This window comes from Streptomyces sp. NPDC048751 (genome assembly GCF_043198595.1).
Classification (GTDB): domain Bacteria; phylum Actinomycetota; class Actinomycetes; order Streptomycetales; family Streptomycetaceae; genus Streptomyces.
On the sequence record NZ_JBICUX010000018.1, the window covers coordinates 65,070 to 85,035 of the forward strand.

The window sequence follows — 19,966 nt, forward strand, 5'->3', positions numbered from 1 at the left end:
TCAGACCGCCTCTCCCTGCCGGGCGGCCGCCAGGCGGACCGCGTCCATGATCTTCTCGTAGCCGGTGCAGCGGCACAGGTTCCCCGAGAGGGCCTCGCGGATGTCCGCGTCGGACGGGTTCGGGTTGCGTTCCAGCATCTCGTCGGCGGCGACGAGCAGCCCCGGCGTGCAGAAGCCGCACTGGACGGCGCCGGCGTCGATGAACGCCTGCTGGACGGGAGAGAGCGCTTCGCGCGCGGATGAGCCGGTGCCCTCGCCGGTCTGCGAGTCGGTGCCGTGGGCTGCCGACGTACCGCAGGCACGCTGTCTGGCGTAGTCGGCCAGGCCCTCGACCGTGATGACGTCCCTGCCCTCCACCTGACCCGCCGCCACCAGGCAGGAACACACCGGCACGCCATCCAGCCGAACCGTGCACGACCCGCATTCGCCCTGCTCACAGGCGTTCTTCGAACCCGGCAGCCCGAGCCGCTCCCGCAGCACGTACAGCAGCGACTCGCCCTCCCAGACGTCGTCGGCCTCCTGGGGGCGTCCGTTGACCGTGAAGTTGACGCGCATTACGCAGCTCCCTCCGAGAGGCGGCGGGCGCCGCGGTACGACTCCCAGGTCCAGGTCAGCGTGCGGCGGGCCATGACCCCGACCGCGTGGCGGCGGTAGTTCGCGGTGCCCCGGACGTCGTCGATGGGGTTGCAGGCGGCGGAGCACAGGTCCGCGAACTGCTTGGCGACCGACGGGGTGATGATCCGTCCGTTGTTCCAGAAGCCGCCCTCGTCGAGGGCGGCGTTCAGGAACTCCTCGGCGGCCTTCGCCCGCACGGGGGTGGGCGCGGCCGAGCCGATGCCGGTGCGGACCGTGCGGGTCTCGGGGTGCAGGGCGAGACCGAAGGCGCACACGGCGATGACCATGGCGTTGCGGGTACCCACCTTCGAGAACTGTTGCGGGCCGTCGGCCTTCTTGATGTGAACGGCGCGGATCAGCTCGTCGGGCGCCAGCGCGTTGCGCTTCACGCCGGTGTAGAACGCGTCGATCGGGATGCGCCGCGAGCCCCGTACGGACTCCGCCTCGACCTCGGCGCCCGCCGCGAGGAGGGCGGGGTGGGCGTCGCCGGCCGGGGAGGCGGTGCCGAGGTTGCCGCCGACGCCGCCGCGGTTGCGGATCTGCGGGGAGGCCACGGTGTGGGAGGCGATGGCCAGGCCGGGCAGTTCGGTGCGCAGGTTCTCCATGATCCGCGTGTACGGGACGGAGGCTCCGAGCCGCACGCTGTCCTCGCCGACCTCCCACTCGTAGAGGTCACCGACGCGGTTCAGGTCGAGGAGGTACTCGGGCCGCCGGTGGTCGAAGTTGATCTCGACCATCACGTCGGTGCCACCCGCGATCGGCACAGCGGTGGGATGCGCTGCCTTGGCGGCGAGCGCTTCCTCCCAGCTGGCGGGGCGAAGGAAGTCCATGACCGGCTCTCTTCTTCGTCTCGTGGTCGTACTCGTAGTCGTACGGATCGAGCCAGATCGGGTGCGGCGGGGCCGGCTCGCTTCATGCACTGTTCACGTGGAGTGAGGTCAGTACACAGCGTGGTGCTCCGACCGGGTCAGTCACGGAAACCATGAAGGAGTTGGCTGGCCAGGGCGGGCATCTTGTAGATTCGTATGAACGGAGGTCACCGGTAACCCCACTGTTTTCCCGCGGAAACAGCGCCCTCACGCTTCAACGCAGATTTCGAGACACAGAACGGCGGCGACGAGAATGCGGCTGCGCGCACTGCTGGACACCGATGCGCTGGGCCTGCGGCTGCTCGGTGGCGAGGACGAGCTGGACCGCACCGTGCGGGGTGTGATGACCACCGACCTCAGAGACCCCAGCCGCTACCTCTCGGGCGGGGAACTGGTCCTGACCGGTCTGGCCTGGCGCAGGGACGACGCGGACTCCGAGTCCTTCGTACGGCTCCTGGTGCAGGCCGGCGTCACCGCGCTGGCCGCCGGCGAGGCGGAGCTCGGTGACGTGCCGGAGGACCTGGTCGTGGCCTGCGCCCGGCACCGGCTGCCGCTGTTCGCGGTGCACGAGTCGGTGGCGTTCGCGACGATCACCGAGCACGTCGTACGCCAGGTGTCCGGCGAGCGCGCCGGTGACCTCGCGGCCGTCGTGGACCGGCACCGGCGGATGATGACCTCGGGCCCGGCGGGCGGCGGCCCCGACGTCGTCCTGGACCTGCTCGGCTCCGACCTGGACCTGCGCGCCTGGGTTCTCTCGCCCGCGGGCCGCCTCATCGCGGGGCCCAAGGAGGCGGGGGCCGCCCTGCCCGCCGACGTGTGCGCCCGGCTCGCCGCCGAGCACCTGTCCGCCACCCGCACGGGCCGGCGCGGACCGCACCGGCTGACGCTGGGCCCGACGACGTACAGCCTCTTCCCGATCCGCAGCAGCGGCCGCTCCCCGCAGGCCGCCCGGGACGTGCGCGAGACGGTGCTGTCGGACTGGCTGCTGGCCGTCGAGGCGGACGCCGGTGACTGGCCCGATGAGCGTCTGGACCTCCTCCAGGGCGTCACCCAGCTGATCGCGGTCGAACGCGACCGCCGGGACGCGGCCCGCACGGTCCGGCGGCGGCTCGCCCAGGAGGTCCTGGAGCTGGTGCAGACGGGCGCCGCGCCCGCCGAGATCGCCGCGCGCCTGCGGGTCGCCGCTCCCGTCCTGCTGCCCGGCCTCGGATCCGCCCCGCACTGGCAGGTGGTCGTGGCCCGCGTGGAGTGGGACGACGGGGACGCCGCGGGGCTCGAGGGCGGACCGGTCGCCCAGTCCCTCCTGGAGGAGATCCTCGTCGATCCGCTCGCCACCGGCCCCGAGCCCTCCGACCGCATCGCCGTGGCCCACACCGGCGACGAGGCGATCGCGCTCGTCCCCCTGCCCGCCGTGTCCACCGAGCACGACGGTTCCGGGACGGGCATCCTCGCCGACGCGCTCCTGGAGGCCGTACGGGACCCGCTGACGGCCGGGCTGGACGACGACGGCCGGCTCACGCTCGGCATCAGCGCGGCCGTGCACTCCGCGGAGGGGCTGCGCGGAGCGCTGGAGGAGGCACGGCACGCGCGGCGGGTCGCCGCGGCGCGCTCCGGCCGGGTGTGCGCGGCCGGCCACCACGAACTGGCGTCGCACGTGCTGCTGCTCCCGTTCGTCCCGGACGACGTCCGCCGCGCCTTCACGGCCCGGCTCCTGGACCCGCTGCGCGAGTACGACCGCCGCCACCGCGCCGAGCTGATCCCGACCCTGGAGGCGTTCCTCGACTGCGACGGCTCCTGGACGCGCTGCGCCTCCCGTCTCCACCTGCACGTCAACACGCTGCGCTACCGGGTGGGACGCATCGAGCAGTTGACGGGTCGGGACCTGTCGCGGCTCGAGGACAAGCTGGATTTCTTCCTGGCCCTGCGCATGAGCTGAAACCTCCGGCGCCGATGAGTCCCACGACTTTGTGAAATCCTTCACCCACCCTCTTGGCCGGGCTGGTCGATCCGTGTTGAGATGCCGCCACCACTCAAAGCTCGATGGCGTGCTCGGGAGGGCAATGTGGCGCATCCTGCCGTGTCTGGTACCGGAACGACCGCAGGTGACGATCCCCTCCAGACCGCGGTATGGCGGTTGCGCTCGCGGGCCTGCTGGGCCGACGCGGCGGCCCTGCTCCAACCGGTCACGGCGGCGGCCGCGGTGCAGCGGACCGCGCTGCTCGTCGAACGGTGCCTGTACACCGAGCGGGGCTGGGAGGAGGCCGAGGACGCGCTGCGTACGGCGGAGGCGCTGGCCCACACCGACGAGGAACGGGGCGCCGCGGCCTGCGAGCGCGGCCAACTGGCCTACGCCGCCACACTGCACGGGGTGCGCGACCGGGCCGACGAGGCGCGCGCCGCGCTGGGACGGGCGGCGGCGCTGATCGCTCCGGGGGCGCCTGGGCGGGCGCTGCTCGACTTCCGGCGGGGCCTGCTCGCGGAGAACCTGGCCGACTCCCCGCAGGCGGCCCGCGCCGCGTACCGCCGCGCCCACACGGGTGCCGCCGCGCACTCCGACGCCCTGCTCCTCTCCTTCACCTGGCGTCACCTCGCCGGACTCGCCCTGCGCGACGGCGAGTTGACCGAGGCCCGGCACGGCTTCGCCGAATCCCTCCGTATCCGCGAGGAGTTGGGCTACCTGGTCGGCACGGCCCCGGCACTGGCGTCCCTGGCGGACGCGGAGGTGGAACCCGAGGCGTCACGCCTGCGGGAGGAGGCCCGCCGCCTGTTCCGCCTCCTGGGGGGCGTACCGACGTGGCTGGCCCGCCAGTTGGCCCCACCGGCGGCGACGGCGTGAGGTGCCGCGCGAGCCCTTAGAGTGACGTAGACCACATTCGGGGGTGCGGATGTCACACCTCGATGCCCGGGGCGCTCTCAGTTGCGAACGCATCAGTGACGAGAGGCCCCGCGATGTCCGACACCCCGCCAGACCCATCGGCGAACACCACCACACAGGTGTTCCACGACCACCGTGAGCTGCTGTTCTCCATCGTCTACAACATGCGCGGCACCGTCGCCGACACCGAGGACGTGCTCCAGGAGACCTGGCTGTCGTGGACGACCAGGCATCAGGCGCCGAGCGTCGAGCGGATCGACAACCCGCGCGCCTACCTGGTGCGGATCGCGGTCAACCGGGCCCTCGCCCACCAGGCCACCGTCAGCCGCCGCCGTGAGACCTACGTCGGCCCGTGGCTGCCCGAACCGCTCGTCGGCCCCCTCACCGACACCCCGGCCCCCGATGACGCCGCCGACGCGGCGGTGCGCGCCGAGTCGGTGTCGATGGCGCTGCTGGTGGTCCTGGAGACCCTCACCCCGCTGGAACGCGGGGTGTTCGTCCTGCACGAGGTGTTCGGATACGCCCACACCGAGATCGCGGAGATCCTCGGCCGCAGCCCCTCGGCGATCCGCCAGCTCGCCCATCGCGCCCGCGAGCACGTCCACGCCCGGCGCCCCCGCTACGAGCCCGAGCCGCACGTCCGGCAGCAGGTGACCGAACGGTTCCTCGCCGCCGCGCTCGGCGGTGACCTGGACGCCCTCCTGTCGATCCTGGCGCCGGACGTGACCCTGTGGAGCGACGGCGGCGGCAAGGCCCGGGCCGGCCTGCGGCCGATCCACGGCCGGGACAACGTCGTCCGCCTGATCGCCGGTCTCGTCCCCCGCTCCGGCAAGGGCCTCGACATCGCCTACCGCAGCGTCAACGGCGCCCCGTCGGCCCTGCTGTGCGCCGACGGCTCCCCCTACGCCGTTCTCGTCCTGGACCTCACTCCGGACGGTGACCAGGTGTGCGGCATCTACACCGTCGCCAATCCCGACAAGCTCTCCCACGTCAACTGACCGCTCGACTGACCACTGAGGAATCCGCATGGTGAGAAAGCTTTCCTCCCTGCCCAGTGGCCGGGTGACGAAATGGGTCGTCCTCGCCCTCTGGGCTGCCCTGCTGGTCCCGGCCCTCCTGCTGGCCGGCAAGCTCGGCGACGTCGAGGAGAACGACAACTCGGCCTGGCTGCCGGGCAACGCGGAGTCGACCCGCGTCGTCGAGCGCGCAGAGAGGTTCCAGCCCGCCGACACGCTGCCCGCGATCGTGGTCTACGACCGGCCCGAGGGCGTCACCGCCGCCGATCTGACCAAGGCCCGGGCCGACGCCGAGGCATTCACGGGCGTCGACGGTGTCGTGGGCCGCCCCCAGGGCCCCCTGAAGTCCCAGGACGGCAAGGCCATCCAGACCGTGGTCCAGGTGCACAAGGACAGGACGGGCTGGGAGGGGATCGGCAAGGTCGTCGACGCGATGACCGAGGTCGGCGAGGAGAACGCGGACGGTCTCGGGTTCCATGTCACCGGGCCGGCCGGATACGCGTCCGACTCGATCAAGGCCTTCAGCGGGGGCGGCGCCCTGACGACGATCACCGCGGCGGTCGTGGTCGTGATCCTGCTGCTCACCTACCGCAGTCCACTGCTGCCGTTGCTTCCCCTGCTGACCGTGGGCGGCGCCCTGGTCACGTCGGAAGCGGTGATCTACCTGCTGGCCAGGAACGCCGGCCTCACCGTCAACAAGCAGACCAGCTTCATCCTGACGGTCCTGGTGTTCGGCGCCGCAACCGACTACGCCCTCCTGCTCATCTCGCGGTACCGGGAGGAGCTGCGGCGGCACGAGGACCGGCACGAGGCGATGACGGAGGCCCTGCACCGCTCCGGTCCCGCGATCATCGCCAGCGCCGCGACCGTCGCGGTCAGCCTGATGCTGCTGATGCTGGCCGACCTCAACTCCACGCAGGGGCTCGGGCCGGCCTGCGCCGTCGGCGTCCTCGTCGGACTGCTCGCCATGGTCACGCTGATGCCGGCCCTGCTGGTCATCTGCGGCCGCTGGGTCTTCTGGCCGGTGAAGCCGTCGTACGGATCGGCCGAGGCGGCCGAGGCGGGCGTCTGGACCCGGGTCGGCACCGGCGTCTCCGGCCGGCCGCGGATCGTGTGGATCGGCACCTCGCTGGTCCTCGCCGCAATGGCGCTGGGGGTGTTCGGGCTCAGGGCCGACGGACTCGCCAACAAGGACCAGTTCACCGACGAGCCGCAGATGGCCGTCGGCGAGCAGATCCAGTCCCGGCACTTCCCGGCCGGGTCCGGCGATCCCGTCTACGTCGTGGCGAGGGCCGACTCGGCGGAGCAGGTGAAGGCCGCGCTGTCCGCCGTCCCCGGAGTCGCCGCCGTCTCCACGCCGATGGTCAAGGACGGGGAGGCCATGGTGCTCGGGGAGCTCAGGGACGATCCCAGCAGCACGGCCGCGATGCGCACCGTCGAGCGGGCCAGAACCGCGGTCCACGCGATCGACGGCGCCGACGCGCAGGTCGGCGGCAACACGGCGATCGTCCTCGACACGCAGGAGGCCGCCGCCCGCGACTCCGAGGTGATCATCCCCATCGTGCTGGTCGTGGTGTTCCTCGTCCTCACGCTGTTGCTGCGGGCGATCGTCGCCCCCTTGCTGCTGATGGCGACGGTGGTGCTGTCGTTCGGAGCGGCCCTCGGCGTGAGCAGTCTGATGTTCAACCATGTCTTCCACTTCGCCGGCGCGGAAGCGTCCTTCCCGCTCCTGACGTTCGTGTTCCTGGTCGCGCTCGGCATCGACTACAACATCTTCCTGGTCACCCGGGTGCGCGAGGAGGCACTGCTGCACGGCACCCGGCGCGGCGCGCTGACAGGCCTGTCCGCCACCGGCGGTGTGATCACCTCGGCGGGTCTGGTGCTGGCCGGCACCTTCGCGGCGATGGCCTCGCTGCCCCTGGTGTTCGCGGCCGAACTGGGGTTCGCGGTGGCGTTCGGCGTCCTGCTGGACACCATGATCGTCCGCTCGGTCCTGGTCACCGCGCTGACCCTGGACGTGGGCCGCTGGATGTGGTGGCCCAGCGCACTGTTCAGGCACTCCGACGCGCCCGAGGCGCCGACGGGCAGGTCCGACGCCGAGCGGGGGTTCGCACGGGCAGCGAGGTGACGGCCGCGGACTAGGAAACGGCCCGGCCGGGCAGCACGAAGCAGCGCACGCCGCCCGGCTCCAGGTCGTACCAGTGGCCCCGCCCCCAGCCGCCCGTCAGAGCCGCCACGTCATCAGGGGTCAGACCGATGTGCCGGCGCTGCTCGGGCAGGCGATCGGCCAGCGAGGACGTCACCAGCCAGACGCCGTCCGGTGCCAGCAGGCGTCGTACGAGGTCCGCGATCGCCGCCTTGTCGGGCAGGAAGGCGAGGACCAGGCGCATCGTCACGAGGTCGAAGGCTCCCGGCGGCAGCAGGGACTCGACCTCGGCGGGGTCCGTGAAGTCCACACGGAGGGCGCGCAGTCGGGGCTGGAGGTCGGCGTACCGGTCGCGGGTCGCCGCGACCGCCGAGTCGGCCCAGTCCACGGCGAGGGTGCGGTAGCCGAGGGCGGCCAGGGCGGCGGAGTACGTGCCCAGACCGCAACCGATGTCGAGCGCACGGGCGTCGGGGCGGACCGGACCCACGGCCTCGGTGAGCAGGCGCAGTTCGTGGTCGTCCGTGCCGAGGAAGCCGTGTCCCGCGGCGAAGTGGTCCTCCCAGTGGGCCCGTTCGGCGGGCATCAGGGGCGCCGCAGGAGGGCGTTGGCCGCCCGGCCGAACATCGAGCGCGCGGCCGCCTCGAGGACCGGGTCGGCGAACCCGGGCAGGAAGCGGACCCGCAGCTCCTCGCGCCACACCACGCGGGTACGGCCACCCGGGCCAGGGCGTACCTCGATCTCCGCCCAGCCCAGGACGACCCGGCCCCGCTTCTCCAGCCGGCACAGGCCCGGCTCGCCGTCCGCCGGAGGGTGCCACACCGTGACCTCCATGCGGTCGTCGAAGGAGAGCGGGCCGAGGCCGGAGCGGGCCACGAACACCGTGCCCTCGCGCGTGGGCGGGGGAGTGACCACGCTGACCCGGGTCAACGGGACCACGTCGCCGTGCCGGGGCCACTCCGTGAGCCTGCGCCAGGCCTCGTCGAGGGGGAGCGGTGCCGTGCGTTCCAGGAGGAAGGTGACCACGGGAGGATATTAGGCGGCCCGACAACGCTCGGCCCGACAACGCTCGGGCCGACAACGCTCAGGCCCGCCGTCGTCAGGGCCGGTACACCTTCCCCGGCTCCGCCTTGCCGGGGGCCAGCAGCTGCGGCACGGTCACGAACACGTACCCGCGCTCCCTCAGCGCGTCGATGATCCCGGGCACCGCGGGCACGGTCCCGTCGTAGATGTCGTGCAGCAGGATGATCCCGTCGCGGGACGCCTGGGCGAGGACGCGCTTCTGGATCAGCGCGGAGTCGTTCGTCGTGTAGTCCTTGGCGGTCACGCTCCACAGGACCTCCGCCATGCCCAGCTCGCGGCAGACGTCGTGCACGGTGTCGTCGGTGCGGCCCTGCGGCGGGCGCATCAGCGTCGGGCGGCGGCCGGTGAGGCGCTCTATCTCCTTGTTGGGGCGTTCCAGCTCCTCGCGTATCTCCGCGGGCTTCAGCCGCGTGAGGATCTTGTGGTCCCAGGTGTGGCTGGCCACCTCGTGGCCCTCGTCCGCCATGCGTCTGACGAGCTCCGGGTACTTCTCGATGTGGCGTTTGCCCAGCAGGAAGAACGTCGCCGGCACCTGTCTCTCCTTCAGGATGTCCAGCAGGCGGGCGGAGTTCTCGCTGGGCCCGGCGTCGAAGGTCAGCGCTATGCACTTGGCCTGGCGACAGTCGGCGGTCCCGAAACGGGCCTGTGCGGCGGCGGCGCGCGCGGAGCTCGGCGCGGTGGTGTCGTGGCCCGCGCAGCCGGTGAGCGCCAGCGCCAGGGCGACGGCCGCCGAGAACGTCCCGGCGGCTCGGAACGGGGTCCCCGTTTTCTTCGTCTTCTTGGTCGGAGAAAGCATGCCGGGACTATACACAGTGAGTATATATGGAGTGTATAGTGGGTGTTTTGTCTCAAACTGTCGGCAAGCGTTTGAGACAGCTTCCCGCGCGGCACCCGCGTATCCATGCGCATCCTCGGCCTCGACGCCCCGTTCCACGACCCGGCCGCCGCCCTCGTCGTCGACGGACGTGTGATCGCCGGACCGGAGCGGCTCCGCACGATCAAGGAACGGCCCCGCGCGCTCATGGACCGGCGCGCCACCGGACCGTACGTGGACCGGCGCGCCACCGGACCGTACGCCGAGCGCACCGGAAGGGGGCACGCATGAACAGGGACTACGCCGTGGTCATCCCGACCTCCGTGCGGGACACACTCGCCGACTGCCTCGCCGCGCTCGCCGCGGCCACCGGGCCGCCCCCTGAGGAGATCATCCTGGTCGACGACCGGCCCGACCCCGAACCGGGCCCGCTGGAGCACCCGTTGAGCGTCCTCGGCGACCTGCGCGAGCGCACCACCGTGCTGCACAGCGACGGCCGCGGCCCCGCGGCGGCCCGCAACACCGGCCTGCGCGCGGTCACTTCGCCGTGGGTGGTGTTCCTCGACGACGAGGTGCAGTGCGGCCCGCACTGGTACGAGCAACTCGTCCACGACCTCGCCGACGCGTCCCCCGACACCGCGGGCGTCCAGGGCGTGCTCGCCGTACCGCTGCCCGGCGAACGCCGGCCCACCGACTGGGAACGCGGCACCGCCGGACTCGCCCGGGCGCACTGGGTCACCGCCGACATGGCCTACCGCACCGAGGCCCTCAAACAGGTCGGCGGCTTCGACGAACGCTTCCAACGCTCCTCCCGCGAGGACGCCGACCTCGCGCTGCGCGTCCTCGACGCCGGCTGGCGCATCCGGCAGGGACGGCGGACCAGCCTGCACCCGGTGCATCCCGCCGGCCGGTGGGTGTCGCTGCGCGTCCAGCGCTGCAAGGCCGACGACGCGCTCATGCGGAGCCTGCACGGCCCCGACTGGTGGCACCGCGCGCTCGCCCCGCGCGGCCGGCTGCGCAGCCACGTCGCGATCACCGCCGCGGGCGCGGCCGCCTGCGCGCTCGGCGCGGCCGGACGCCGCCGCGAGGCCGTGACGGCCGGGCTGGTCTGGGCGGCGGGAACCGCCGAGTTCGCGTGGTCGCGCATCGAGCCCGGCCCGCGCACCCGCTACGAGGTCGACACCATGCTCGCCAGCAGCGTGCTCATCCCGCCCGTGGCCACCTGGCACTGGCTGCGGGGGCGGTGGCGGCACCGCGGCACCGCCCCCTGGCGGGAGGTGGCGCCGTGACCCGGGTGCGGGCCGTGCTGTTCGACCGTGACGGCACCCTCGTCGAGAACGTCCCCGACAACGCCGACCCCGAGCGGGTCCACCCCGTAGCAGGTGCCCGCCAGGCCCTGGAACTGCTGCGCCACCGGGGCCTTGCCACCGGCTTCCTCACCCACCAGCCGGGCATCGAGCGCGGGACCCTCACCGAGGCCGACGTGCGCCGCGTCGACGCGAGGGTCGACGAACTCCTCGGCCCGTTCGACGTGCGGGGCGTCTGCCCGCACGGCCCCGACGACGGCTGCCACTGCCGCAGCCCCGAACCCGGCCTGCTGCTGTGGGCCGCCGGCCGGGTGTGCACCGGGCCCGAGGGGATCGTCGTGATCAGCGGCCGGGGCGCCGACGTCGAGGCCGCACGCCGGGTCGGCGCCCACGGGATCCTCGTACCGGCACCGCACACGCCCCCGCGGGAGACGACGGCCGCCGAACACGTGGCGCCGGACCTGCTGACCGCCGTCCGCGCGGTGCTCCTGGGGCCGCCGCGCGGGCACGTCCTGGTCGACGAGCGGCCCATCGAGGAGGCGTACGGGACCGGGGCACCCGGACGCCCGGGAGGGCCGCGGTGAACAGCGACAACCACGAGGAGAGGGCCCGATGAGGATCGCCATGGTGTCCGAGCACGCGAGCCCGCTCGCCGCGCCCGGCGGCACCGACGCCGGCGGCCAGAACGTGTACGTCGCCCGGCTCGCCGAGGAACTGTCCCGGCGCGGCCACGACGTCACCGTCCACACCCGGCGCGACTCCACCGACCTGCCCGACCGGGTGCCCCTGCCCGGCGGCGGCGAGGTGGACCACGTGCCGGCCGGGCCGCCCGACGTCCTCCCGAAGGACGACCTCTACCCCTACATGACCGGCTTCGGCGCCCACCTCGCCCGCGCCTGGGACCGCGAACGGCCCGACGTCGTGCACGCCCACTACTGGATGTCCGGCGTGGCCGCGCGGATCGGCGCGCACCCGCACGGCATCCCCGTCGTGCAGACCTTCCATGCCCTCGGCTCCGTGGAGCGCCGCCACCAGGGCCGACGGGACACCAGCCCCTACGAACGCCTGGGCTCCGAACGCCAGTTGGGCCGTAGCTGCGGGCGCGTCCTGGCGACCTGCACCGACGAGGTGTACGAGCTGGCCGAGCTGGGGGTACCGCCCCGGCAGGTGTCCGTCGTGCCGTGCGGAGTGGACGTCGAGCACTTCCGTCCCGGCGCGCGCCACTCCGACGTGCCGGAACGGCAGCGCCGGCACCGGCTGGTCGCCTGCGGCCGGCTGGTTCGCCGCAAGGGCTTCGACCGGGCCGTCCGCGCCCTCACCGAGATCCCGGACGCCGAACTCCTCGTCGCGGGCGGGCCGCCCGGCGACCTGCTGGAGACCGACCCCGAGGCGGAACGCCTGCTGTGGCTGTCCGACCGGGCGGGCGTCGCCGACCGGGTGCGGCTGCTCGGCGCCGTGGATCCCGCCCGGATGCCCGCGCTGCTCGGCAGCGCCGACGCGGTCCTGTGCACCCCGTCGTACGAGCCCTTCGGCATCGTGCCCCTGGAGGCGATGGCGTGCGGGGTGCCCGTCGTCGCCACCGACGTGGGCGGCCACCGGGACACCGTGGCCGACCGGCGCACCGGCCGGCTGGTGCCGCCCGGGGACACCCGGGCGATCGCCTCCACCGTCCGCGACCTGCTGGGCGACGACGAACTGCGCCGCCGCTACGGCGAGGCGGGCCGCGAACGCGTCCTCGCCCGCTTCACCTGGCAGCGCGTGGCGGACGGCGTGGAACACGTCTACCGGCAGGTCGCCGTGGGCCATGAGCCGCCGTCGCGGGTGGCGTGAACGACGATGCCCCGGGACGTTCCCGGGGCACCGTCACTCACCAGAGGTTCCTCACTGGGCGTAGAAGGTCGCGTCCGCCTTGTCGAGGGTCGTGCTCGGCGTCTGCACGTACAACAGGTAGTTGTAGTGGCGGATGTAGCGTCCGGCGGTGCCGTACGACTCGTAGGAGACCCCGGCGGAGTCGGCCAGACCGGCGCGCTTGTAGAAGGTGGCGTCGGAGGCGAACTGCGTGCTGCCGTCGTTCTTCTCCACCCACACCTCGCCGCTCTTGCTGCGCAGGTAGTAGCCGGGGAAGTTGGCCGACTCCAGGGAGACCGTGCCGCTGCCCGTCAGACCGGGAACGACGCGGAACTGGGAGTCGGCGAGCGGGGAGACGTCGGCCTCGATCTTGGCGCGGAACTCCCAGTGGCGGATGAAGCGGTCGGCGAAGTTGTACGACGAGAAGCGCTGCGGGGTGACCCCGTCGGCGACCGGGATGCCGAAGTCGGGTGTGCCGTCGGCCTTCCAGTACACCTTCTGGACGCGGGTGCGGCGGTTGGGGTCGTTGAGCGGGTCGCCGGTGATGTCCTTGTAGCTGCGGTCGTGGTAGACGAGGATGTCGGACTTGCCGTCCTCGGAGACGGTGAAGGAGTTGTGGCCCGGACCGTACTGTGAGGTCGCGGCGCTGGTCTGGAACACCGGCTGCGAACCCTTCGTCCAGGACGCCGGGTTGGTCAGGTCCGCGCTCGCCGACGCGGTCAGCATGCCCAGGCAGTAGTTGGCGTCGGTCGCGCTCGCCGAGTAGGTCATGAAGACCTTGCCGCCGTGCTGGATGACCGCCGGGCCCTCGTTGACCTTGTAGCCGACCGTCTCCCAGGACAGCGTGGGCTGTGAGATCTCCGCCGGAGTGCCGGTGATCGTCCAGGGGTTGGCCATCTTCGCGATGAACAGGGACGTGTTGTTGTTCTCGGCCGGGTTGCGCTGCGCCCAGGCCAGGTAGCGCACGCCGTTCACGACGAAGGTGGTGGAGTCGAGGGAGAAGCTCTCCCACGTGGTCTTGATCTGGCCCTTCTCGGTCCAGGTGGCGGTGAGCGGGTTGGCGCCGGTGCCCTCCAGGACGTACATCCGGATCGCCCAGATGTCGTTGGTGGCGCCGGCCGCGAAGTACACGTACCACTTGCCGTCGATGAAGTGGATCTCCGGCGCCCAGATGTGGGCGCCCATCACACCGCTGGCGTGCTTGGTCCAGATGGTGACCTCCGGGGCCGTCGACAGGCCCTGGATGGTCGTCGCCCGGCGCAGCACGATGCGGTCGTACTCGGGGACGGTCGCGGTGAAGTAGTAGTAGCCGTCGGTGTGCTTGAAGATCTGCGGGTCGGCGCGCTTCTCGGCGATGGGGTTGGTGTAGGTCACGGCGGGGGAGGCGGGCACGGCGGCCTGAGCGGGGGAGGCCGGGCCGACGAGAGCGGCGGCAAGGGCCACCAGGACGGCCATGAGCAGCCGAACGGCGTTGCGTCTCAAGGTGTTTCTCCGGATCAGAGGGGGAGCGATCAGGTGGTGGGGACGAGCTTCCACTGCTGGCAGTTGTTGTTCAGCCACGTCCACTGCCGTACGTCGGTGCCGTTCGCGGTGCCGCAGTTGGCCACGTCGGCGACCTTGCCGCTGTTCTCGTTGACGATGCGCACGTAGTCGCCGCTCGCGGTGAACACCAGGCGGTAGCGCTGGCACTTGTTGTTGAGCCAGGACCACTGCTGGATGTCGGCGCCGTCGGCCGTGGAGCAGGACGCCGTGTCCATCACGCCTCCGGTGGCCACGTTCACCAGCCGGTTGGTGTCGTCGGCGAGGTCCTCGATCCGCCACTTCTGGTTGGCCCCGCCGGTGCAGGTCCACTGGAAGATGTTGGTGCCGTTGGCGGTGTTGCCGCCCTCGAGGTCCAGGCACTTGCCGCTGTTGCGGTTGACGAGGGTGTACGAGGTAGGGGTCGCCGCGGTCTCGCCGGACGGACCGGGCAGTGACGTGCCGAGCGCGACGGGCGTGCCGAAGTTCGGGGTGCCGTCGGCGTTCCAGGTGAACTTCTGCGCCCTGGTGGTGCGTCCGTTGCCGCAGCCGCCGTTCGAGGCGGAGTTGGCGTGGTAGACGATCCAGTTCTCGGTGCCGTCCGGCGAGGTGAAGAAGCCGTTGTGTCCCGGGCCGTAGACGCTGTTGGCGTCACTGCGCTGGAAGACGGGCGTCTGCTTCTTGGTCCAGGACGCGGGGTCGAGCGGATCGGAACCGGTGAGCTCCAGTTGGCCGAGCTTGTAGTCGGGGGTGCCGCAGAAGCTGGCGGAGAAGGTCAGGAACGTCCGGCCGTCGTGGTACAGCGGTTCCGGCCCCTCGTTGACCGCGCCGCCGGAGGTCTCCCAGCTCAGCGTGGGGCTGGAGATGACGGTGAAGGTGTCGCTGGCGAGGGTGTACGGATTGCTCATCGGCGCGATGACCAGGCTCTGCTTGCTGCCGCCTGTGAACCCGCTGCCGACGAGGTACAGCTTGTTGTTCGCCTGCAGCACGGTCGCGTCGATCAGCCAGCCGCCCGGTGTGAGGTTGGAGCCGGTGAGCGAACCCTTGTAGGTGTAGGGGCCCAGCGGGTCGGTGCCGGCGCTCTCCAGGACGTGGGTGCGCTGGGAGTCGCAGCAGGCGACGCCGCTCTGGCCGGCCGAGTAGTACAGGTACCAGTGGCCGTTGAACTGGTGGATCTCCGGCGCCCAGATGTTGGTGTTGCGGGTGGACGTGGTGTCCGACCACACCTGCACGTTGGGCGCGGTGGCCAGACCCGCCAGGGTCGGCGACTTCCGCATGCCGAGGATGCCGGTGAACGTGGTGGTGATCAGGTAGTAGTTGCCGTCGTAGTACTCCAGCCAGGGGTCGGCGCCCTTCGACGACTTCAGGGGGTTGGTGTAGGGGCGGCCGTCGGCCGCGGACACCGGCTGGGTCGCCGCGACCAGGGCGACGAGGAGGGCCAGCACGCAGACGAGCAGGGATCTGCTCCCGTGCGTGCGAGGCGACCGAGGCAACCGACGCATCCGAGGCATAGATGACCGTCCTAGTTCATGCCAAGTTCGTGATTTCGAACACAGTTCGTAACTTCGGCCAGAAGATAGGGGGCCCGCATGTTCGCGTCAATGGTTTGGACAGGAGGTGCCTTATGAGCCATTCGGCCTCGTCCGCAGGGCCCTCGCTCACGAAGTCGTTCAGCGTGGTGCCGGAAGAGACGAGGAGGGAAGATGCCCCACGGCGTGCGCACCACCGCGGCCGGTACCCGGCGGCCCGGAACACGCGCGGTCGACATCACGCCCCGGCGCCCTTGGCGCTCGTGGCGATCCTGGAACGACGGGTGGCTCGCCCTGGTCGCGGCCGGCTTCACCCTCGCCCAGCTCGCGCTGGTCCGCCCCGGCATGGGCCTCGGCTGGGACGAGTCGGTCTACGTCAGCCAGGTCGCCGACCACGCCCCGGCCGCGTTCTTCAGCGCGCCCCGCGCCCGAGGGGTCCCGCTGCTGGTGGCCCCGGTGGCCGCCTGGTCGTCGTCGACCCCGCTGCTGCGGATCTACCTGGCGCTCCTGTCCGGCCTCGCCCTGTTCCTTGCGCTGCGCGCCTGGCGGGGACTGTTCCCGACCCGGGTCGTCGCGATCGGCGGCGCCCTGTTCGCGAGCCTGTGGATCACCCTCTTCTACGGCCCCCAGGCCATGCCCAACTACTGGGTCGGGATCGGCGCCCTGATCTGCGTGGGCTCCTACCTGCGGGCCCGGGCCGCCCCGGGCGACCGGGCGGCCCCCTGGGGTGTCTTCGCGGGCGCGGCCCTCATGGCCCTGATGCGTCCGATGGACGCCGTCTGGACCACGCTCCCGCTGCTCGCCCTCTCGATCGCCGTACGGCGATGGAGGCGCCCCCGGCTGCTCGCGGCCCTCCTCGTCGGTCTGGCCGCCGGGGCGACGCAGTGGATCGTCGAGGCCTACCTCGACTACGGCGGCCTCGCGCAGCGGCTGTCCGACGCGTCCCGCATCCAGGGCGGGCTCGGCTGGAACCTCGCCTTCGACGACCAACTGCGCAGCATGGGCGGACGCACCCTGTGCCGGCCCTGCGTGGGCTCCATGCCCCACCCGGCCGTCACCTTGTGGTGGTTCGTCCTGCCCGTGCTCGCCGTCCTCGGTCTGGTCGTCGCGGTCCGCGCCCGGCGCACGGCACGCACCCTCGTGCCCCTCGCCTGCGCCGCCACCGCCGCCGTCCCCTACCTCCTGCTGATCGGCTACGCGGCCCCCCGCTTCCTGCTGCCCGCCTACGCGCTGCTCGTCCTCCCGGTCGCCGACGCGCTGGTCCACCTGGTCAGCGCGGCGCGCGGCGCCTGGCGCCCCGTGACGGTGACCGGGATGGCGCTGGCACTCGCCGGGCACCTGGCCGTCCAGTTCACGGTCCTGGAACGCACCGTGCACCGCACCACCGCCGCCCACCGCGCCTGGGACCGCACCGCCACCGACCTGCACAGCCTCGGCGTACGGCCCCCTTGCGTCCTCACCGGCCACGAGGCGGTCCCGATCGCCTTCTACACCGGCTGCGCCTCCCGGCAGCCCCGCGGTCACGACACGTCGATCACCGAGGCCGGTCTGCTGCGGGCCGCCCGCGCCACCCCGCTCGCCGTCCTCACCGAGCCCGGCACCCGCCCACCCGCCTACGCCCGCACCTGGCCGGCGCGGCGGGCGGGCGACCTGACGGCTTATGTGGCGCCGTTCGTTCTCCGCGAGGGATGAGACCGGCTCCCCTCGGGCGGGGCTCGCTCAGGCGCGCACCAGCGGGGTGTCGACCAGGTGTTCCGCGAGGAACCACGCCTGGAGCTCGCCGGTCCTGATCACCTGGGACACCAGCAGGTCGTTGGTGCCGTCGTCGCCCAGCTCGGCGGCGCGGGCGGCGGCGTCGTGCGCGTCCACGAGGATCGCCTCGTGGGCCTCCAGGAGCCGTGACAGCATCGCGGGCACCTCCTCCACCCCGTCCGGCGGGCGCGGGATCGAGGTGATCTCGGCGACGTGCCGGGGGTCGCCCACCGCGACGCCGCCCAGCGACTGCACGCGCTCGGCGACGGTGTCGACGATGGCGAGTTGTTCCCCCGCATGCTTGTCCAGCACCAGATGCAGCTGGTAGAAGGTCGCGCCGCGCATCAGCCAATGGTGCTTCTTGTACAGCCCGTAGAGGATCTGCGTGTCCGCCAGGACCCTGTTCAGGCGCTGGCAGGAGTACATGCGGGCCTCGTAGGACAGGCCGATCGGGAACTGCTTGACGGTCCCGAACTCCTGGATCACCTCACCCTTCTGATGCAGCCAGGGCTGGCTGCCGCTCACGGGCTGGGAGTTGCTGGTCATGATCCGCCTCCTGCGGTGCTGTGGTGCCGGTCGTACTCCGGTGACGCTAGGCGCGGGGACGGGAGCCGGGTGGCCCGGCAGCGCACGCGCAGGTGCCCAGTAGCGCACTTGGCGGAGGGCGACTCAGAAGAAAGGGCCGCGCGGACGGACGCCGTGCTCGGGTCCGTCCGCGCGGGTTCAGGCGGTGTGCGTCAGCCGGTCGCGCGTACCGCGTCCAGGACCACGGTGGCGACCTCCGCGGGACGGGAGACGGCCACCGCGTGCGAGGCGCCCTCGATCTCCACGACCGTCGAACCGGCCCGCTTCGCGCCGAAGCGCTGCACCTCCGGATTGATCGCCTGGTCCGCACCGGCCACGATCACCCAGGAGGGCTTCGACTTCCAGGCGGCGACCGACGCGGGCTCGGTGAAGGCGGCGGCGGCAAGCGGGCGTTGGGACACGGCGAGTACCTCGGTGACCGCGGCCGGGACGTCCGCGGCGAAGATGCCGGGGAAGGCATCCGGTGCGATGGTGACCTCGACGGCGGGCTCGGCGCCGCCGACCGGGTACGTCCACTCCCGCAAGTTGTCGACGAGCTTCGTCAGCGGGAAGCGGCCCTGCAACTCGCCGAGGCTTTCGCCCTCTTCGGGGACGTAGGCCGCGACGTAGACCAGCCCGACGACGTTCTCCGCCGTGCCGGCCACGGAGATCAGCGCACCGCCGTAGGAGTGGCCGACCAGGACGACCGGCCCGTCGATCTGGGCGGTCACGGAGGCTATGTACGCGGCGTCGGAGGCGACTCCGCGCAGCGGGTTGGGCGGTGCCACGACGGGGACGCCCGCGTCGCGCAACTCCGTGACGACGCCGGCCCAGCTGCCGGCGTCCGCGAAGGCACCGTGTACGAGAAGCGCGGTGGGGGTGGTGGGCATGGCTCGATTCTCCTCTTCGGCTCTGTCCGCGTCCGGGTCAGCGGCCGTGCAGCGACGTACGCAGCGTGTCGACGGCCATCGAGATCGCGGCCTCGGCGGCGTGCGTCTCGCGCAGCGCGTTGAGCATCACGAAGTCGTGGATGATGCCCTGGAAGCGGACGGCGGTCACGGAGACGCCCGCCTCGCGCAGTTTGTTGGCGTACGCCTCGCCCTCGTCGCGCAGCACGTCCGCCTCGCCGGTGATGACGAGGGCCGGCGGCAGGCCCGTGAGCTGCTCGGTGGTGGCGCGCAGCGGGGAGGCCGTGATCTGGGCGCGCTCCGCCTCGTCCGTCGTGTACTGGTCCCAGAACCACTGCATGCCGTCACGGCGCAGGAAGTAGCCGGTGGCGAACTGGTGGTACGAGCCGGTGTCGAACGCGGCGTCCGTCACCGGGTAGAACAACACCTGCTGGACCAGGGGCACATCACCGCGCTGCTTCGCCATCAGCGTCAGCGCGGCCGTCATGTTGCCACCGACCGAGTCGCCCGCCACAGCCAGCCGGGAGCCGTCCAGGTCCTTCGACGCGCCCTGCTCGACGACCCACCGGGCCACCGTGTAGTTCTGCTCGATGGCGACCGGGTAGCGGGCCTCGGGGGAGAGGTCGTACTCGGGGAAGACCACCGCGGCATTCGCGCCGACGGCCAGCTCGCGCACCAGCCGGTCGTGGGTGTGGGCGTTGCCGAACACCCAGCCCGCGCCGTGGATGTAGAGGATCACCGGCAGGGTGCCCGTGGCCCCGGCAGGCTTGACGACGCGCACCCGGACGCTGCCCGTGGGACCGCCCTCGACGGTGATCCACTCCTCGTCGATCCGCGGCTTGTCGATCTCGCCGGACTGCACCTCGTCGACCGCCTTGCGGCCCTCGGCGGGCGCCAGGTCGAACAGGTAGGGCGGGTTGGCGGTGGCCTCGGCGAACGCGGCGGCCGCCGGTTCCAGGACCGGCACGACCGGCTGGACGGGCTCGGTGATTTCTGACATGTGGTTCTCCTGAGATCTCGGGTGTGAGGTGAGTATGCGTTGCGCAGCACGGTAAATCCGGTAAGTCGAGGGGAATGGTCCGCGAGTGCACCGAAACCGGCCTCACAGCGCACGGAAAAAGGACA

Annotated in this window: 19 protein-coding genes; 9 read left to right on the top strand and 10 right to left on the bottom strand. The window is 72.0% G+C overall.

Features of this window, described 5'->3' with window-relative positions; genetic code table 11:
- On the bottom strand, positions 1–555 hold the full coding sequence (locus ACGFNV_RS39735) for a (2Fe-2S)-binding protein (RefSeq protein ID WP_393629612.1): 555 nt from the start codon (positions 553–555) through the stop codon (positions 1–3).
- Entirely contained in the window at positions 555–1,445 is an 891-nt protein-coding gene (locus tag ACGFNV_RS39740; protein ID WP_393629613.1) for an FAD binding domain-containing protein, read from the bottom strand. The genes ACGFNV_RS39735 and ACGFNV_RS39740 overlap by 1 nt, the downstream gene beginning before the upstream one ends.
- Before the next feature lie 292 nt (positions 1,446–1,737).
- On the opposite strand from ACGFNV_RS39740, the gene ACGFNV_RS39745 reads away from it, so the two are divergent.
- The 4 genes from ACGFNV_RS39745 to ACGFNV_RS39760 all read left to right on the top strand — a co-directional run bounded on the left by ACGFNV_RS39745 (position 1,738) and on the right by ACGFNV_RS39760 (position 7,503).
- Positions 1,738–3,420, top strand: a complete 1,683-nt coding sequence (locus tag ACGFNV_RS39745) for a PucR family transcriptional regulator (RefSeq protein ID WP_393629615.1) — start codon at positions 1,738–1,740, stop codon at positions 3,418–3,420.
- Positions 3,421–3,546: 126 nt separating this feature from the next.
- Positions 3,547–4,320 carry a hypothetical protein gene (locus ACGFNV_RS39750; RefSeq protein ID WP_393629617.1) on the top strand — a complete coding sequence of 258 codons (774 nt, stop codon included), beginning with the start codon at positions 3,547–3,549 and terminating at the stop codon, positions 4,318–4,320.
- A gap of 113 nt (positions 4,321–4,433) precedes the next feature.
- On the top strand, positions 4,434–5,357 hold the full coding sequence (gene sigJ / locus ACGFNV_RS39755; RefSeq protein ID WP_393629618.1) for an RNA polymerase sigma factor SigJ: 924 nt from the start codon (positions 4,434–4,436) through the stop codon (positions 5,355–5,357).
- Positions 5,358–5,385: 28 nt separating this feature from the next.
- Positions 5,386–7,503, top strand: coding sequence for an MMPL family transporter (locus ACGFNV_RS39760; RefSeq protein ID WP_393629620.1), 2,118 nt, complete (start codon positions 5,386–5,388; stop codon positions 7,501–7,503).
- A gap of 10 nt (positions 7,504–7,513) precedes the next feature.
- Here the strand turns inward: ACGFNV_RS39760 and ACGFNV_RS39765 are convergent, their stop codons facing one another.
- The 3 genes from ACGFNV_RS39765 to ACGFNV_RS39775 form a co-directional block, all read right to left on the bottom strand.
- Positions 7,514–8,104 carry a class I SAM-dependent methyltransferase gene (locus ACGFNV_RS39765; RefSeq protein ID WP_393629621.1) on the bottom strand — a complete coding sequence of 197 codons (591 nt, stop codon included), beginning with the start codon at positions 8,102–8,104 and terminating at the stop codon, positions 7,514–7,516.
- On the bottom strand, positions 8,104–8,544 hold the full coding sequence (locus ACGFNV_RS39770; RefSeq protein WP_393629623.1) for an SRPBCC family protein: 441 nt from the start codon (positions 8,542–8,544) through the stop codon (positions 8,104–8,106). Before ACGFNV_RS39770 ends, ACGFNV_RS39765 begins: the two co-directional genes overlap by 1 nt.
- A gap of 73 nt (positions 8,545–8,617) precedes the next feature.
- The gene (locus ACGFNV_RS39775) at positions 8,618–9,397 is read right to left on the bottom strand and encodes a polysaccharide deacetylase family protein (RefSeq protein ID WP_393629625.1); all 780 of its coding nucleotides are present in this window, start codon (positions 9,395–9,397) and stop codon (positions 8,618–8,620) included.
- 105 nt (positions 9,398–9,502) lie between these two features.
- Here ACGFNV_RS39775 and ACGFNV_RS39780 point away from each other — a divergent pair, with 105 nt between their 5' ends.
- From ACGFNV_RS39780 to ACGFNV_RS39795, 4 genes are read left to right on the top strand one after another with little or no spacing between them, the layout of a single operon-like run.
- Positions 9,503–9,706, top strand: a complete 204-nt coding sequence (locus tag ACGFNV_RS39780) for a hypothetical protein (RefSeq protein ID WP_393629767.1) — start codon at positions 9,503–9,505, stop codon at positions 9,704–9,706.
- Positions 9,703–10,704: a glycosyltransferase family 2 protein gene (locus tag ACGFNV_RS39785; RefSeq protein ID WP_393629627.1), complete on the top strand. Its 1,002-nt coding sequence runs from the start codon at positions 9,703–9,705 to the stop codon at positions 10,702–10,704. Before ACGFNV_RS39780 ends, ACGFNV_RS39785 begins: the two co-directional genes overlap by 4 nt.
- Positions 10,701–11,306 carry an HAD-IIIA family hydrolase gene (locus tag ACGFNV_RS39790; protein ID WP_393629629.1) on the top strand — a complete coding sequence of 202 codons (606 nt, stop codon included), beginning with the start codon at positions 10,701–10,703 and terminating at the stop codon, positions 11,304–11,306. The genes ACGFNV_RS39785 and ACGFNV_RS39790 overlap by 4 nt, the downstream gene beginning before the upstream one ends.
- A gap of 28 nt (positions 11,307–11,334) precedes the next feature.
- Positions 11,335–12,552 carry a glycosyltransferase gene (locus tag ACGFNV_RS39795; protein ID WP_393629631.1) on the top strand — a complete coding sequence of 406 codons (1,218 nt, stop codon included), beginning with the start codon at positions 11,335–11,337 and terminating at the stop codon, positions 12,550–12,552.
- Between the two features lie 51 nt (positions 12,553–12,603).
- Here ACGFNV_RS39795 and ACGFNV_RS39800 read toward each other — a convergent pair whose 3' ends face one another.
- Both ACGFNV_RS39800 and ACGFNV_RS39805 read right to left on the bottom strand, forming a co-directional pair.
- Complete coding sequence (locus ACGFNV_RS39800; RefSeq protein ID WP_393629758.1) at positions 12,604–14,025, bottom strand: family 43 glycosylhydrolase; 1,422 nt, start codon at positions 14,023–14,025, stop codon at positions 12,604–12,606.
- 56 nt (positions 14,026–14,081) lie between these two features.
- Positions 14,082–15,590, bottom strand: coding sequence for a family 43 glycosylhydrolase (locus ACGFNV_RS39805; protein WP_393629760.1), 1,509 nt, complete (start codon positions 15,588–15,590; stop codon positions 14,082–14,084).
- 201 nt (positions 15,591–15,791) lie between these two features.
- Here ACGFNV_RS39805 and ACGFNV_RS39810 point away from each other — a divergent pair, with 201 nt between their 5' ends.
- Complete coding sequence (locus ACGFNV_RS39810; RefSeq protein WP_393629633.1) at positions 15,792–17,309, top strand: hypothetical protein; 1,518 nt, start codon at positions 15,792–15,794, stop codon at positions 17,307–17,309.
- Positions 17,310–17,336: 27 nt separating this feature from the next.
- Here the strand turns inward: ACGFNV_RS39810 and ACGFNV_RS39815 are convergent, their stop codons facing one another.
- The 3 genes from ACGFNV_RS39815 to ACGFNV_RS39825 all read right to left on the bottom strand — a co-directional run bounded on the left by ACGFNV_RS39815 (position 17,337) and on the right by ACGFNV_RS39825 (position 19,841).
- Entirely contained in the window at positions 17,337–17,915 is a 579-nt protein-coding gene (locus tag ACGFNV_RS39815; protein ID WP_133932367.1) for a DNA starvation/stationary phase protection protein, read from the bottom strand.
- Between the two features lie 191 nt (positions 17,916–18,106).
- Positions 18,107–18,823, bottom strand: a complete 717-nt coding sequence (locus tag ACGFNV_RS39820; RefSeq protein ID WP_393629635.1) for an alpha/beta fold hydrolase — start codon at positions 18,821–18,823, stop codon at positions 18,107–18,109.
- Between the two features lie 37 nt (positions 18,824–18,860).
- Entirely contained in the window at positions 18,861–19,841 is a 981-nt protein-coding gene (locus ACGFNV_RS39825) for an alpha/beta hydrolase (RefSeq protein WP_393629637.1), read from the bottom strand.
- Positions 19,842–19,966: the final 125 nt, after the last annotated feature.